The 13828-nt window shown below is 70.0% G+C and carries 9 protein-coding genes; 6 read left to right on the top strand and 3 right to left on the bottom strand.

All coding sequences use genetic code 11. The features are described from left to right. Positions 1-3 precede the first annotated feature (3 nt). The 3 genes from OG607_RS13520 to OG607_RS13510 form a co-directional block, all read right to left on the bottom strand. Positions 4-1335: an ABC transporter substrate-binding protein gene (locus tag OG607_RS13520; protein ID WP_405722917.1), complete on the bottom strand. Its 1332-nt coding sequence runs from the start codon at positions 1333-1335 to the stop codon at positions 4-6. 311 nt (positions 1336-1646) lie between these two features. Next, on the bottom strand, positions 1647-2738 hold the full coding sequence (locus OG607_RS13515) for a LacI family DNA-binding transcriptional regulator (RefSeq protein WP_405722915.1): 1092 nt from the start codon (positions 2736-2738) through the stop codon (positions 1647-1649). Positions 2739-2852: 114 nt separating this feature from the next. Beyond that, positions 2853-3869 (bottom strand): hydroxyacid dehydrogenase, encoded by a 1017-nt coding sequence (locus OG607_RS13510; RefSeq protein ID WP_405722912.1) that lies wholly within the window; start codon positions 3867-3869, stop codon positions 2853-2855. A 500-nt stretch (positions 3870-4369) separates the two neighbouring features. Here OG607_RS13510 and OG607_RS13505 point away from each other — a divergent pair, with 500 nt between their 5' ends. From OG607_RS13505 to OG607_RS13480, 6 genes are read left to right on the top strand one after another with little or no spacing between them, the layout of a single operon-like run. Further along, positions 4370-5719 (top strand): ABC transporter substrate-binding protein, encoded by a 1350-nt coding sequence (locus tag OG607_RS13505; protein WP_405722909.1) that lies wholly within the window; start codon positions 4370-4372, stop codon positions 5717-5719. Continuing rightward, the gene (locus OG607_RS13500) at positions 5716-6687 is read left to right on the top strand and encodes a carbohydrate ABC transporter permease (RefSeq protein ID WP_405722906.1); all 972 of its coding nucleotides are present in this window, start codon (positions 5716-5718) and stop codon (positions 6685-6687) included. The genes OG607_RS13505 and OG607_RS13500 overlap by 4 nt, the downstream gene beginning before the upstream one ends. A gap of 59 nt (positions 6688-6746) precedes the next feature. Beyond that, positions 6747-7598 (top strand): carbohydrate ABC transporter permease, encoded by an 852-nt coding sequence (locus OG607_RS13495; protein WP_405736736.1) that lies wholly within the window; start codon positions 6747-6749, stop codon positions 7596-7598. 50 nt (positions 7599-7648) lie between these two features. Further along, a complete protein-coding gene (locus OG607_RS13490) occupies positions 7649-9181 on the top strand; it encodes a glycosyl hydrolase family 28 protein (protein ID WP_405722903.1) in 1533 nt (510 codons plus the stop codon). Further along, entirely contained in the window at positions 9178-12528 is a 3351-nt protein-coding gene (locus tag OG607_RS13485; protein ID WP_405722901.1) for an alginate lyase family protein, read from the top strand. The genes OG607_RS13490 and OG607_RS13485 overlap by 4 nt, the downstream gene beginning before the upstream one ends. Positions 12529-12556: 28 nt before the next feature. Beyond that, positions 12557-13825: an alginate lyase family protein gene (locus tag OG607_RS13480; protein ID WP_405722899.1), complete on the top strand. Its 1269-nt coding sequence runs from the start codon at positions 12557-12559 to the stop codon at positions 13823-13825. The last annotated feature ends 3 nt before the right edge of the window (positions 13826-13828 follow it).

Genomic DNA, 13828 nt, shown 5'->3' with positions numbered 1-13828 from the left:
GCCTCAGCCTGTGACGCTGATGCCACGGGACTTCAGGTCGTTGACCGTCCACTCCTGCATGTGGGCCAGGAGCTGGGCGACGGTCTGCTGCTTGGCGACCACCTTGCCCCAGCCGCTCTGCAGCTCGGTGAACATCGCGGTCCAGTCCGGGCCGAAGGTCCAGTCGGTGGTGATGGTGCCCAGGCTGTCGGTCACGACCTGCTTGGCCGGCCCGTAGTTGTCGCCGAGCAGCTTCTGCGAGATCGCCGCGTCGACGTAGGAGGAGCTGTCGGCCAGTGCGGGCATGACGCCGCTGCCGGTCTCCGGGCTGGCCATGGTCTTGACCGCGCCGGTGTCGGTGGACATCCACAACGCCGCCTCGGCGGCCTGCTTCTGGCTCTTGCACTGCTTGGTCACCAGCGTCAGGTTGCCGCTCTGGTTGGTCCCGGCCGGGGTCTTGGCGGCCTCGCCGGTAAACGTCGGCCACGGCGACAGGGCCCAGTCGCCGAAGGACTTGGTGAAGTTCTGCACCATGCCGGACATCTGCCAGGTGGAGATCTGCCGGGTCACGGTGCCGCCGACGTCGTAGTTGCGCTGGACGGCCGCGTAGTCGGCGAAGGAGAGCTTGGAGTTGAGGTCGTTGTCGATGATCGTCTGGATCACCTTCGCCGCCTTGAGGCTGCCCTCGTCCTGGAAGTCGACCTTCCAGGACTTGCCGTCGATGGCGTACCAGTGGGCCCCGGCCTGCATCGAGAGCACCTCCAGGGTGCTCGGGTCCTCACCGGCGTAGTTGGTGATGTGGACGCCGTGCTTCTTCAGCACCTTGCCCGCGGCGATGAAGTCGTCCCAGGTCGCCGGTGCCTTCAGGCCGTACTTCTTGAAGACGTCGGTGCGGTAGATGGTGAAGGCGGGAGCCGAGGCGGTCGGGATGCCGTAGATCTTTCCCTGCACCTGGCCGGCGGCCCAGGAGCCGGCGTTGAACTTGTCCTTGCCGGCGTCGACGTACTGGCTGATGTCGGCGAGCGCGTCCTGCGAGACCCAGGAGGTCACGTACTCGGCGGTGTTCTGCAGCAGGCAGGGGGCGTTGCCGGCCTTGACGGCGTTGGTCAGCTGCTTCTGCATGGTCAACTGGTCGGTGACCTTGGTGTACTTGAGCTGGACGTCCTTGTGGGCGGCGTTGAAGGCCTTGACGACGGCTTCCTGGCCGTTGGCCCATCCCCAGAACTGGAGGGTGACCGGGCCGGCCGACGAGGCGTCTCCGGAGCCGGATCCCCCGCACGCGGAGAGCAGGCCGGTGAGCGCGATACCCACGGCGATGGCGCGGGTGAGTCTTCTGCGGGGGCTGGTGGAGTTCATCTGACCGCGATCCTTCGGGAGTTGGGCGTCTCGGAGATGGTCAAGAGGAAGATGTAGAAACCGTTTGCTGGCTGCCGTGACGGTAGGCCCACCGGACAGCCCTGAGCAAGAGGTCGGATCGACTTTATTGCGTCAACTTGTCGGGCAGGTTATTTCCGCGCGTCGATGCCGTCGATCAAGGAAAGGCAAGGATGTGCAGCTCAGCGCGGCTGTAGCGGTGTTCCTGCGGGCCCAGGCGGGCGGCGTACGGATGCCGGGAATGTGGTGGCGGCAGCGGGAAACCGCTTACGTAACACGCTCACCGCTCTGGGTCAGTCGCCCCGGCGGGGCGGCTGCACGGACTGCCGTACGACGACATGGGTGCCCAGCACCAGGTGCTCGCCGGCACCGCCCTTGCGCCGGTCGGCGCCGCCCTCGCGACGGTCGGCCACGGCGCGCAGCGCGACGCGGCCCATCTCCTCGTACGGGACGTGCACGGTGGTCAGTTGCGGGGTGAGGTGGGAGGCCAGCGGGATGTCGTCGTAGCCGACGACCGACACGTCCTCGGGCACCCGGCGCCCGGCCGCGCCCAGCGCCCGCATGGCGCCCGCCGCGACCACGTCGGTGCCTGCCAGCACCGCGGTGAAGTCCGGCCCGTGCCGCAGGGCGTCCCCGACCGCGTTGTACCCGTACGCGTAGTCGTAACTGCCGTGCCGCACCAGCTTCGGGTCGAGCGGCACGCCGTACGCCTCGAAGGCCCGCCGGGCACCGGTCAGGCGGCCCTGGGCCGTGGTGAGTTCGGCGTGGCCGGGCAGCACCAGGACCCGCCGGTGACCGGCGGACAGCAGATGGCTGGCCATCGCGTAGGCGCCGCCCTCGTTGTCGTAGTCCACCGTGGTCGCGGGAACGTCGCCCTGCAGCGGTGGCCGGCCCACCAGGACGAGGTGCGAACCGGCCGCGTCCAGGGAACGGGCGAAGCGGGCCATGCGCAGCTGGTACTCGTCGAAGTCGTACGCCCCGCCGAGCAGGATCACCGCGGCGACGGCCTGCTGGCGCATGAGGTTGACCAGCGAGAGTTCCCGTTCCGGGTCGTCCCCGGTGGTGCCGACCAGCGACAGCCAGCCGCGCAGCGAGGCCGCGCCCTCGACGCCCTGGGCCACGTGCGCGAAGGCGGCGCCGGTGATGTTGTTGATGAGGATGGCCACGGTCGGTGTGCCGCCGCCCCCGGCGAGCGAGCGGGCGTGGGCGTTGGTGACGTAGTCCAGGTCGCGTACGACCTTCATCACCCGGCGGCGCAGCTCGTCCGACACCGGGTAGTTGCCGGACAGCACGCGCGACACACTGGCGACCGAGACGCCCGCCCGCTGAGCCACGTCCCGGATGGTCGCCCGTCCGGCGTCGTCCGACGCCTTGCGCTGACTCACCGCTGTGGCTCCTTCTTCGCCTGTCCGGCCCCTTCGCCGCATGACCCGCGGCCAGGGAGTGCTGGAACCGTATCCCATGGTTTCCCGCGTGTGCGCCGGCCGGCCGGGCGGGCATCAGGCGGCATGGGCCAGATCCGCCTGGCGCACCTCGTGGGCCGGCGGCAGCCCCGCGGTCAGGCGTTCCAGCTCGTCGACGACGATGCGGCCGAGGCGTTCCAGCTCGTTGCCGAGCGAGCCCGCGATGTGCGGGGTGAGGAACACGTTGGGCAGGCCGTACAGCGGGGAGCCGGCGGGCAGCGGCTCGGGCTCGGTGACGTCCAGGACCGCGCTCAGCCGGCCGGAGACCAGCTCCTCGGAGAGCGCGACGGGGTCGACCAGGGCACCGCGGGAGGTGTTGATCAGTACGCCGCCGTCGCGCATGAGGGCGAGCCTGTCGCGGTCGAGCATGCGGTAGGTCTCGGGGATGTCGGGGGCGTGCAGGCTGACGATGTCGCTGCGGCGCAGCAGGTCGTCCAGCGACAGCGGCTCGGCGCCGAGCGCGGCGGCCCCGGCGGCGTCCACGTAGGGGTCGTACAGGAAGACGGTGAGGTCGAACGGCCGCAGCAGTTCCAGCAGCCGGCGGCCCACGCGCGAGGCGCCGATGATCCCCACCCGGCGGCCGAGGTTGCCGGTGGCCGCGGTCTCGGCGGGGGAGGGCTGGGCGTGGGTGGCGCGGTAGCGGTCGCGGTACGCGAAGACGTCCTTCCCGGCGAGCAGGATCATGGCGAGCGCGTACTCCGCGACCGGCAGCGCGTTGCCGGTCACCGCGCTGGCGACGGTGATCCCCCGGGCCCACACGGCGTCGCCGACCAGCCCGCGGACGGAGCCCGCCGCGTGCAGGACGGTACGCAGCCGGGGAGCGGCGGCCAGCACCCCGGCGTCGAGGCGCGGGCAGCCCCACCCGGTGATCAGGACCTCGGCCGCGGCGAGTGCGTCCGCCGCCGCCGGATCCGCGAAGTCCCGGACGACGAGTGCGGGGTCGATGGCGGCCGTCTCGCGCAGCCGTGCCATGAGCGGCGGGGGGAAGAGCAGGGGGAGGTGCACCGGATCCATCGCGAACACGGCTCTCGGCGGCTGGGCGCTGGGCTGCATGATTCTCCTGGAGCGATGGGAAAATGTTTCTGAAAGCGTCTTCTACCGTATGTCCGGCCCGAACGGCGGGTCAATCGGTGCGGCGGATCACGGAAAGTGGGCGGCTTCATGCGCTTTGGCCGCATTGGTCCATGCCGTGGGGAGTCGGGGCGACGCGGCTGACCTCGGGCGCTTCGCGTAAGCGGTTACTCACCGACTCGCAGGACGTGCCGCCAACCGGCTGTCACCCTGCCGCGGGCGGCCGGTGTGAGGGGAAGTCCGGAAGCCGGACGAGGTCCCGCGCCACGGCAACTCATCGCAGGTCAGGGGCGGTTCTCAGGCCCACCGGATCGTGTCGACAGGGTTACACGGTCTTTTCGAATGTCCGCAGGAACCCTTGACGTGACCTGTCGACAGGAAGAAACTCTGGCCACTCGGTGACGGCAACCGGTTGCCATGATGGCTGAACGGTTGCCACAGCCGAGTCGTGCCGTGCCACCCGAAGCGGAAGTGAGGCGTTCATGCGCGCACACGCCGGCGCTCCCCCCAGCCGCCGCCGGTTCCTCGCACTCTCGGCGGGCGGTGCCGTGACCGGCGCGGTCGCGCTGAGCGGCTGCGCCCTTCAGGTCGCCAGCGGCGTGAGCGGGACCGGCGAGACGGTCACCCTGATGATCAACCCCGACGATCTCGCCCCGGAGCTCATCAAGCAGGCGCAGAAGGACATCGGCGTCAAGATCGTCACGGTGAAGTACGACATCACCAAGCTGATCGCGATGATGACCAACGGCAACCCGCCGGACCTGGTGCGCGGCGTGGGGGCCGTGGACGCCCCGTACTTCATCGCGCGCGGCGTCGCCGAGAACCTGGACCCGTACTTCGCCAGGAGCGCCGTCCTCAGGGCCGACGACCTGGACCCGGTCAACGACGTCTGGCGCTACGACGGCAGGACGCAGGGCAAGGGCCCCCGCTACGGCATGGCGAAGGACTTCTCCCAGGACTCGATGTACTGGTACAACACCGCGCACTTCGACAAGGCGGGCGTCGCCTACCCGCCGGACACCGAACCGGTGACGTACGAGGAGTGGCTGGAGAACGCCAAGCGGCTCACCCGGCGCGAGAGCGGCCGGACGGCCGTCTTCGGCGGCAGCTACAACGGCCTGAACAAGACCGGCCTCCTGGCGAATCTGACGGCCGCCGCGGGCGGCAGCCTCTTCAGCGACGACTTCTCCCGGCTCGACTTCACGACCCCCGAGGGCCGCACCGCGCTGGGCTGGTACATCGGCTACGCCAGGGCCGGAGTCGGGCCGAGCCTCATCGACCCCGACCCCAACGGCTGGGACGGGCCCACCTACCAGGCGGGCCGCATGGCGATGTCGAACTCGGGTTACTGGCTCGGCGGCCTGATCAACGCCGATCCGAAGCTGGCGAAGCTGTCACGGCTGGCCCCCGCCCCGGTCTTCCCGGGCGGCCCGCGCCTGAGCTCCTGCCAGGGCGGCACCGGACTGTGGATGACGAGGAAGTCCCGCAACAAGGACGCCGCCTGGCGGGTCTTCGAGTGGTTCTTCGGCGAGGCACCGGCCAAGGCGCGCGCGTCAGGAGGCTGGGGCATCCCGACCCTGAAGTCGCTGCGCCCGCTGATGCCCGCGGAGAAGGACTACCAGAAGCGCGTGCTGAAGGCGCAGGAAGCCGAGCTGAGGCACTTCTCGGTGGTCTCCTTCACCCCCTACGCGAAGGTGGAGGGCCTCGACGCGATCTTCAACCAGTACGCCCCCGCGGCGATGCGGGGCCAGACCTCCGTCGACTCGCTCGCGCGACACCTGAACCAGGCCATGAACGAGCAGCTCAAGCGCGGTAAGGAGCAGGTGAGATGACAGTCAGTCAGATAGGCCGGATACCCTCCGTCGCGCGAACCGTGGACCGGCCGCGCTCGTCCATGACCGCGCGCCGGCACCGGGCGTTCTACATGTTCACCGCGCCCTGGATCATCGGCTTCCTCCTGCTGACGATCGTGCCGATGGGCTTCGCCCTGTGGCTGAGCCTCACCACCTTCGACGGGCTGTCCCCGCGCTGGCGCTTCATCGGCCTCGCCAACTACCGTGAGCTGCTGTCCGATCCCGTGACCTGGGACGTCCTGGGCCGCACCGGGCTGTTCGCCGTCGCCTCGGTGCCCCTGTCGATCATCGCGGGCCTCGCGCTCGCGGTCCTGGTCAACCGGCCGGTCAGGGCGCGCGGCCTGTTCCGTACGCTGCTGTACCTGCCGGCCGTGGTGCCGCCGGTCGGAGTCGGCATCGCCTTCAAGCAGCTCTTCGACACGAACTCCGGTGCGGCCAACGGCGTCCTGAATCTTTTCGGCATCGACGCCATCGGCTGGCTCGCCGACCCGTACGCCCGCTACGTGATCCTGATGACGGTGCTGTGGGGCGCCGGCAACATCATGATCATCTCGCTGGCCGGGCTCCAGGACATACCGCGCGAACTCGTCGAGGCGGCCCGCATCGACGGCGCCAGCGCCTGGCGGACCTTCCGCAGCGTCACCGTGCCGCTGCTGTCGCCGGTGCTGCTGTTCCAGACCGTGACCGGGGTGATCGCCTCGGTGCAGACCATCATGCCGCTGCTGCTGTCCGCCGACGCGACCACGGCGGGCGTCACCTCGATCCCGCAGTCCAACTACATGTACATGATGCACGTCTTCGCGCAGTACTTCGCGCTCGGCCGCTACGGCTACGCCTCCGCGCTGCTGTGGGTGCTCTTCGTCCTGATCCTCATCGTGACCGGACTCATCTTCAAGGCCACGTCCGGCGTGGTGTTCTACAACGTCGACCCGGAGGCGAAGAAGTGACCGCCACCCAGCTGGAGCCCCGGGCGAAGCCCCAGGGGAAGCCCCACGGGAAGTCCCGGATGAAGCCCGGCTCCGCAGCGGCCGGGGTGCGCGTGCGCACCTCCCGCCTCGTCCTCTACACCGGCCTGGTCGTGGTCACCGGGCTGTTCCTCGGCCCGTTCGGCTGGCTCGTCCTCACCGGCCTGAAGTCGCCGGCGGAACTCGCCGCCTCGCCCGTGCACTGGCTGCCCGACCACGTCCGGTGGGGCAACTTCGCCGATGCCTTCCGTCTGATCGACTTCCTCGGCTACGCCCGCAACTCCCTGATCATCGCCACGATCTACGCGACCCTGGTCACCCTCAGCTCGGCCTGGGTCGGCTTCGGCTTCGCCCGCCTGAACGCGCCCGGCAAGAAGCAGCTGTTCGGCGTGCTGCTCGGCTCGATGATGCTGCCCCAGATCGTCACGCTCTTCCCGACCTACCTGCTGTTCGCCAAGCTCGGCATGGTCGACACGTACTGGCCGTGGGTGCTGTGGGGCCTTGCCGGGGCCCCGTACCTCGTCTTCCTCTTCCGCCAGTTCTTCGCGGGGCTGCCCCGCGAGCTGGAGGAGGCCGCGATCGTCGACGGCTGCGGGTACACCGGGATCTTCTGGCGGATCTTCCTGCCCCAGTCCAAGCCGGTCCTCGCGGCGAGTTTCGTCATCGCCTTCACCTGGTCGTGGGGCGACTTCATCGCCCCGCAGCTGCTGCTGTCCACCGACCGCTCCACGCTTGCCGTCGCCGTCATGACCACCTACGTCACGTCCGCCGGCACGCCCGTCGCCTACCTCCAGGCCGCGGCCTCCGTGATGTACGTCGTCCCCGTACTGCTGATCTTCCTGGTCGCCCAGCGCGGCTTCGTCGCCGGCATGTCCACCACCGGCCTCAAGTAACTCCTCCCGCAGCTCTCATCCCTTTCCTCCCCGTGTGCAAGGAGCCGAGTGTGAACACGTCCTCGTCCCTGTCCCGCCGTTCCGCCCTCCAGGCGGCGGCTGCCGTCGCCGCTGCCGGAGCCATGAGCTTCGCGTCCCCGACCACCGCGTCAGCGGACGAGGGCGAGGGCGAGGCCGCGCCGAAGCTGGTCACCTACCCGCGCCCGTCCACCATGCCGACCAACACCGGCTTCCAGGTGAAGGCCCGCACCCCCGACGGCGATTGGCAGACCCTCGACATCTACCGGCCCCAGCTGGAGGAGATCAACGCCACCACGGGCTCGGGCAAGGTCTACAACTCCTCGATGGCGTACTTCGACTTCAGCGGATCAGTGGAGATCGAGGTCACCTACCTCAAGGGCGGCACCACCACGGCCCGCGTGAGACCGGACGCCCTCGGCATCACCCCCGAACTCCTCGGCGACACCCTCCGCTTCACCCTCGACGAGCCGCGCGACCTCGTCATCCAGATCAACGACCAGACCTTCGACTGCCTGCATCTGATCACCAACCGCATCGACCACTGCCCGCCCGCCGCCGACGACCCGGACGTCATCTACTTCGGCCCCGGCGTGCACACCGTGACCGGAGGCATCCTCACCGTCCCCAGCGGCAAGACCGTGTACCTGGCGGGCGGCGCGGTCCTGCAGGCGCAGGTGTTCTTCAAGAACGTGGAGAAGGCTGCCGTCACCGGCCACGGCATGCTCAACGCCGGTCCCGGCGGCATCCTCTGCGAAGGCAGCAAGAACATCCGCGTCGAGGACGTCATCATCATGAACCCGAACGGCTATGCGGGCACGTTCGGCGAGAGCGAGAACGTCCATGTGAAGAAGGCCCGTTCGTTCAGCTCGAAGGGAAATGGAGACGGTTTCGACGTCTTCTCCTCGACCGGGATCGTCTTCGACGGCTGCTTCATGCGCAACTCCGACGACTGCTTCGCCATCTACGCCCACCGCTGGGACTACTACGGTGACACCCGCGACATCACCATCAAGAACTGCACCCTGTGGGCCGACGTCGCACACCCCGTCAACGTCGGCACGCACGGCAACACCGACGCCCCCGAGGTCATCGAGAACCTGGTCATCAAGAACCTCGACATCCTCGACCACCGCGAACCGCAGATGGGCTACCAGGGCTGCATCGCCCTCAACCCCGGCGACTCCAACCTCATCAAGAACGTGCACATCGAGGACGTGCGCATCGAGGACTTCCGCTGGGGCCAGGTGATCCACATGCGGGTCATGTACAACACGAAGTACAACACCTCGGTCGGCGCCGGCATCGAGGACGTCTACGTAAAGAACCTCACCTACACGGGCACCCACGCCAACCCGTCGCTCTTCCTCGGCTACGACGCCGATCACGGCATCAGCAACGTCACCTTCGAGAACCTGGTGATCAACGGCACGGTCATCGCCGACTCGATGAAGAAGCCCACCTGGTACCTGACCACCGACGCGGTGCAGTGGTACTACAACGAGCACGTGACGAACCTGAAGTTCCTCACCACCGCCGAGGCCGAGGCGGCCGCCGCGTCATGACGATCCCCGCACCCCCCGCACCCAGCCGCCGGGGCTTCCTCGGCGGTGCTGCGGCCCTGCTGCTGGCGTCGGGCGCGAGCGGACTGCTCGTGCCCGGCACGGCGCGGGCCGCCACACAGGACGACACCGGACGCAGAGCCTTCGCCCACCCCGGCCTGCTGCACAGCGCCGACGACCTGGCCCGGATGAAGGCCGCCATCGCCGCCAAGGAGTCCCCGGTCTACGACGGTTACCTCGCCCTCGCGGCCCACGCCCGCTCGCAGTCGGCGTACGCGATCCAGAACACCGGCCAGATCACCTCCTGGGGCCGCGGCCCCGCCAACTACCAGAACCAGGCGGTCGCCGACTCGGCCGCCGCCTACCAGAACGCGCTGATCTGGTCCGTCACCGGCGACCGTGCCCACGCCGACAAGGCCCGGGACATCCTCAACGCCTGGTCCGCCTCCCTGACGGTGGTCACCGGGGCCGACGGGCCGCTCGGCGCGGGCCTGCAGGCCTTCAAGTTCGTCAACGCCGCCGAGCTGCTGCGGCACAGCGACTACGACGGCTGGACGGACGCCGACATCGCGCGCTGCGAGGAGTCCTTCCTGCGCGTCTGGTATCCGGCCGTCTCCGGCTACATGCTCTACGCCAACGGCAACTGGGACCTGACGGCTCTGCAGACCATCCTGGCCATCGGCGTGTTCTGCGAGCAGCCCGTGCTCTTCGAGGACGCGCTCCGCTTCGCCGCCGCCGGCGCGGGCAACGGCAGCGTCCCCCACCGCATCGTCACCGACGCCGGCCAGGGCCAGGAGTCCGGCCGCGACCAGGGCCACGAACAGCTCGCCGTCGGCCTCCTCGCTGACGCCGCCCAGGTCGCCTGGAACCAGGGCGTCGACCTGTACGGCCACCTGGACAACCGGCTCCTCGCCAACGTCGAGTACGCCGCCCACTACAACCTCGGCAACGACGTCCCCTTCACGCCCGACCTCGACCGCACCGGCAAGTACATCAAGACGGCCGTCTCGGCCACCGGACGCGGCACCCTGCCCCCGATCTACGAAATGGCCTACGCCCACTACTCCGGCGTACGCGGCCTCGACACCCCCTACACCAAGGCCGCCGTCTTCCGGGGCACCGGCGGCGCCCGCGTCGTCGAGGGCAGCAACGACGACCTGCCCAGCTGGGGCACCTTCGCCTACGCGGGAGCGACGGCCCCCGCTCCGGGCGGCGCACCCACGGCCCCCGCCGGGGTCACGGCCGTCGGCGAGGACGGCTCGGTCACCGTGTCCTGGCTGCCGGCCGCATGGGCGACCGGCTACACGGTCCTGCGGGCGACCGGGCCCGAGGGGGAGTACCGGACCGTGGCCTCCGGCATCGCCGGGCCGGCGTACACGGACCCCGCCGTGCGCCCCGGCCGGACGTACTACTACACGGTCACTGCCACCAACGCCCAAGGGGACAGCGGCGGTTCCACCTGGACGGCGGCCACCGCCGGTCTCCCCGAGCCCTGGTCCACGCAGGACGTCGGGGACGTGCGCAGCGCCGGATCCGCCGCCTTCGACGGGGAGCGGTTCGTGCTGGAGGCGAGCGGCACCGCCGACACCTACCGCCTGGCCCACCTCCCGCTGCGCGGCGACGGAACGGTCACCGCGCGGATCGTGTGGCCGCTCAGCTCGCAGTACTCCAAGATCGGCGTCACCCTCCGCGCCTCCCTCGACGCCGCCGCCGCGCACGCGTCCATGCTGGTCCAGGGCCTGCCGCTGCACACCTGGAGCGGCGTGTGGACCGTGCGCCCCGCAACCGGGGCGGCCGTCTCCGCCACCGGCAGCACCCCCGTGCCGCCGTCCCAGCAGCAGACGATCACCACCTCCGCGTCCTTCCCGATCTCCAGCCTGGGCGCCCTGCCCGAGTCCGCGACTCCGCTGGAGGCCCCGTACGTCGAGGGCGCCGGCGACGGCTACCGGCTGCGCGCCCCCTACTGGGTGCGGGTGACCCGCAAGGGCCGCCGCTGCACCGGGTCCATCTCCCCGGACGGCATCCGCTGGACCGAAGTCGGCTCCACGGACGTCGAGTTGGGGCGCACCGCGTACGTGGGACTCGCCCTCACCTCCAGCCTCGGCGTCGACCAGGACTACGCCGAGACCGGCACCGGCGCCTTCGACAACGTCAGCGTGACGTCCTCCGCGTCCGGCGAGGTCTGGTCCGTACCCCGCCCCACCCGTACCGCCGGGGACCTCAGCGCCACAACCGGCGCCGACGCCGTCGAGCTGGCCTGGACCGACCCCGACCTCTCCGCCCGGTACGCGGTCCTGCGGGCCGCCGACCCCGACGGCCCGTACGCGACGATCGCGACCGGGGTCGGCCCGGTCGGGTTCGGCACCCGCATCCGGTACGCCGACGCCACCGGCACACCCGGCACGACCTACCACTACGCCGTGGCGAAGACCAACCACGGCGGCCGTGGCCCGCGCTCGGACCCCGCCGACGCCCTGATGCCGACCCCTTCCGTGCCACAACTCACCTCCGCCGCCGAGGCCTTCGCCAACCAGGGCATCGCCTTCCGTCATCTACTGCGGGCCTCCCACGAGCCCGTACGGTTCGCGGCCGAGGGCCTGCCCGACGGCCTGCACCTCGACAAGCGCACCGGCCTCCTGTCCGGAACCCCCGCCGCCACCGGCGAGTTCACCCTCACGACCACCGCCGGCAACGCCTCCGGCGAGGCCACCGGCACCCTCGCCCTCACCGTCGGCACCCCGCCGCCCGACCCGTGGACCTACGGCGACCTCGGCGACCCGGTGCTCGACGACCGCGCCTTCGGGACGCTGGGCGTGGTGGCGATCCGTACGCCCGGCAGCACCTCCTACGCCGGCGGCGCCTTCACCGTGCGCGGCTCGGGCACCGACCTCACGGTCAACGGCCAGGGAATGACGGGGCAGTTCGTACGGCAGCCCGTCACCGGCGACTGCGAGGTCACCGCCCGGCTCGTCTCCCGTACCGGCGCCACCGCCGACCGGGTCGGCCTGCTGATGGCCAAGTCCCTGTCACCGTTCGACCAGACGGCCGGGGCGATCGTCACCGCCGGGACCACCGCGCAGCTCATGCTGCGCCCCACCGTCGCGGGCGCCTCCGCCTTCTCCGGCACCACGACCGTCCAACTGCCTCTGCTGCTGCGGCTGAAGCGCGCGGGCACCGCCTTCACCGCCTACGTCTCCACCGATGACGGCGCCACCTGGACCTCCCTCGCCGCGGGATCGGTCCCCCTGTTCGGTGACGTCCCCTACTACGTGGGCCTCGTGGTCTGCTCGCGCGACCCCCTGGCCCGCTGCACCACCCGCTTCGAAGAGGTGAGCATCACCCCCAACTAGACCCCCACCTGGAATGGAGCTGTGAGCGATGAGCCGCCGCGAACACCCCCACAACCCAGTCCCGCCACCGCCACCGAACGAGTTGAACCGCCGCGCTCTGCTGAGGACCGCCGGAGGTCTCACCGCCGCCGTCGCCCTCGGCGGCTCGGCGGCAGCCCTGACAGCCGCCACCGCGGACGCGGCACCCGCCGCCTTCACCCACCCCGGCATGCTGCACAACGCCGGAGACATCAACCGCGCCAAGGTCAGGGTCGCGGCGGGAACCGACCCCTGGCTGTCCGGCTGGAACAAACTCACCGCCAACTCCCACTCGGCGTCCACCTGGACGCCCCGGGCGACGGCGACGATCATTCGCGGAGGCACCGGACAGAACTACAGCCTGCTCTACAACGACATCGCCGCCGCCTACCAGAACGCGCTGCGCTGGAAGGTCGGCGGCACCGAGGCCAACGCGGCCTGCGCCGCCAAGATCCTCAACGCCTGGTCGACGACACTGACGTCGATCGGCGGCAACGCCGACCGGTTCCTCGCGTCCGGCCTCTACGGCTGGCAGTTCGCCAACGCGTGCGAGCTGATGCGCGACTACGACGACTTCGACCTCGCCGCGGCCCAGGAGCTGCTGGCCAACGTCTTCTACCCGCTCAACAACAGCTTCCTGACCAACCACAACGACGCCTGCATCACCAACTACTGGGCCAACTGGGACCTGTGCAACATGGCCTCCGTCCTGGCCATCGGGATCCTCAACGAGGACAGCGGCAAGTACGACCAGGCCGTCACGTACTTCAAGTCGGGTGCGGGCAACGGCTCCATCGCGCACGCCGTGCCGTACCTGTACACCGACCCCGACGGCTACGGCCTCGGCCAGTGGCAGGAGTCCGGCCGCGACCAGGGCCACACCGTCCTCGGCATGGGCCAGATGGGCGCGATCTGCGAGATGGCCTGGAACCAGGGCGACGACCTGTACTCGTACGACAGCCGTCGCTTCATGAAGGCCGCCCAGTACGTCGCGAAGTACAACCTCGGCAGCGACGTGCCCTTCACCACGTACACCTGGGGCACCGGGCAGAGCTGCGCCCAGTCGTCCCAGACGGTGATCTCCTCCGCCTCCCGCGGGCAGGTCCGCCCCGTGTGGGCGATGCTCCACTTCCACTACAACCGGCGCATCTCCCTGGACGACAAGTACATCTCCGCGATGTGCTACTCCGTCGCCCCTGAGGGCGGGGGAGGTGACTACGGCTCCGACAGCGGCGGCTACGACCAGCTCGGCCTCGGCACCCTGATGTACGCGAAGTAGCCG

Source organism: Streptomyces sp. NBC_01537, from assembly GCF_045040445.1.
GTDB lineage: Bacteria > Actinomycetota > Actinomycetes > Streptomycetales > Streptomycetaceae > Actinacidiphila.
Note: the sequence above shows the minus strand (reverse complement) of the source record. Positions and strands in the feature narration are given on the sequence as shown.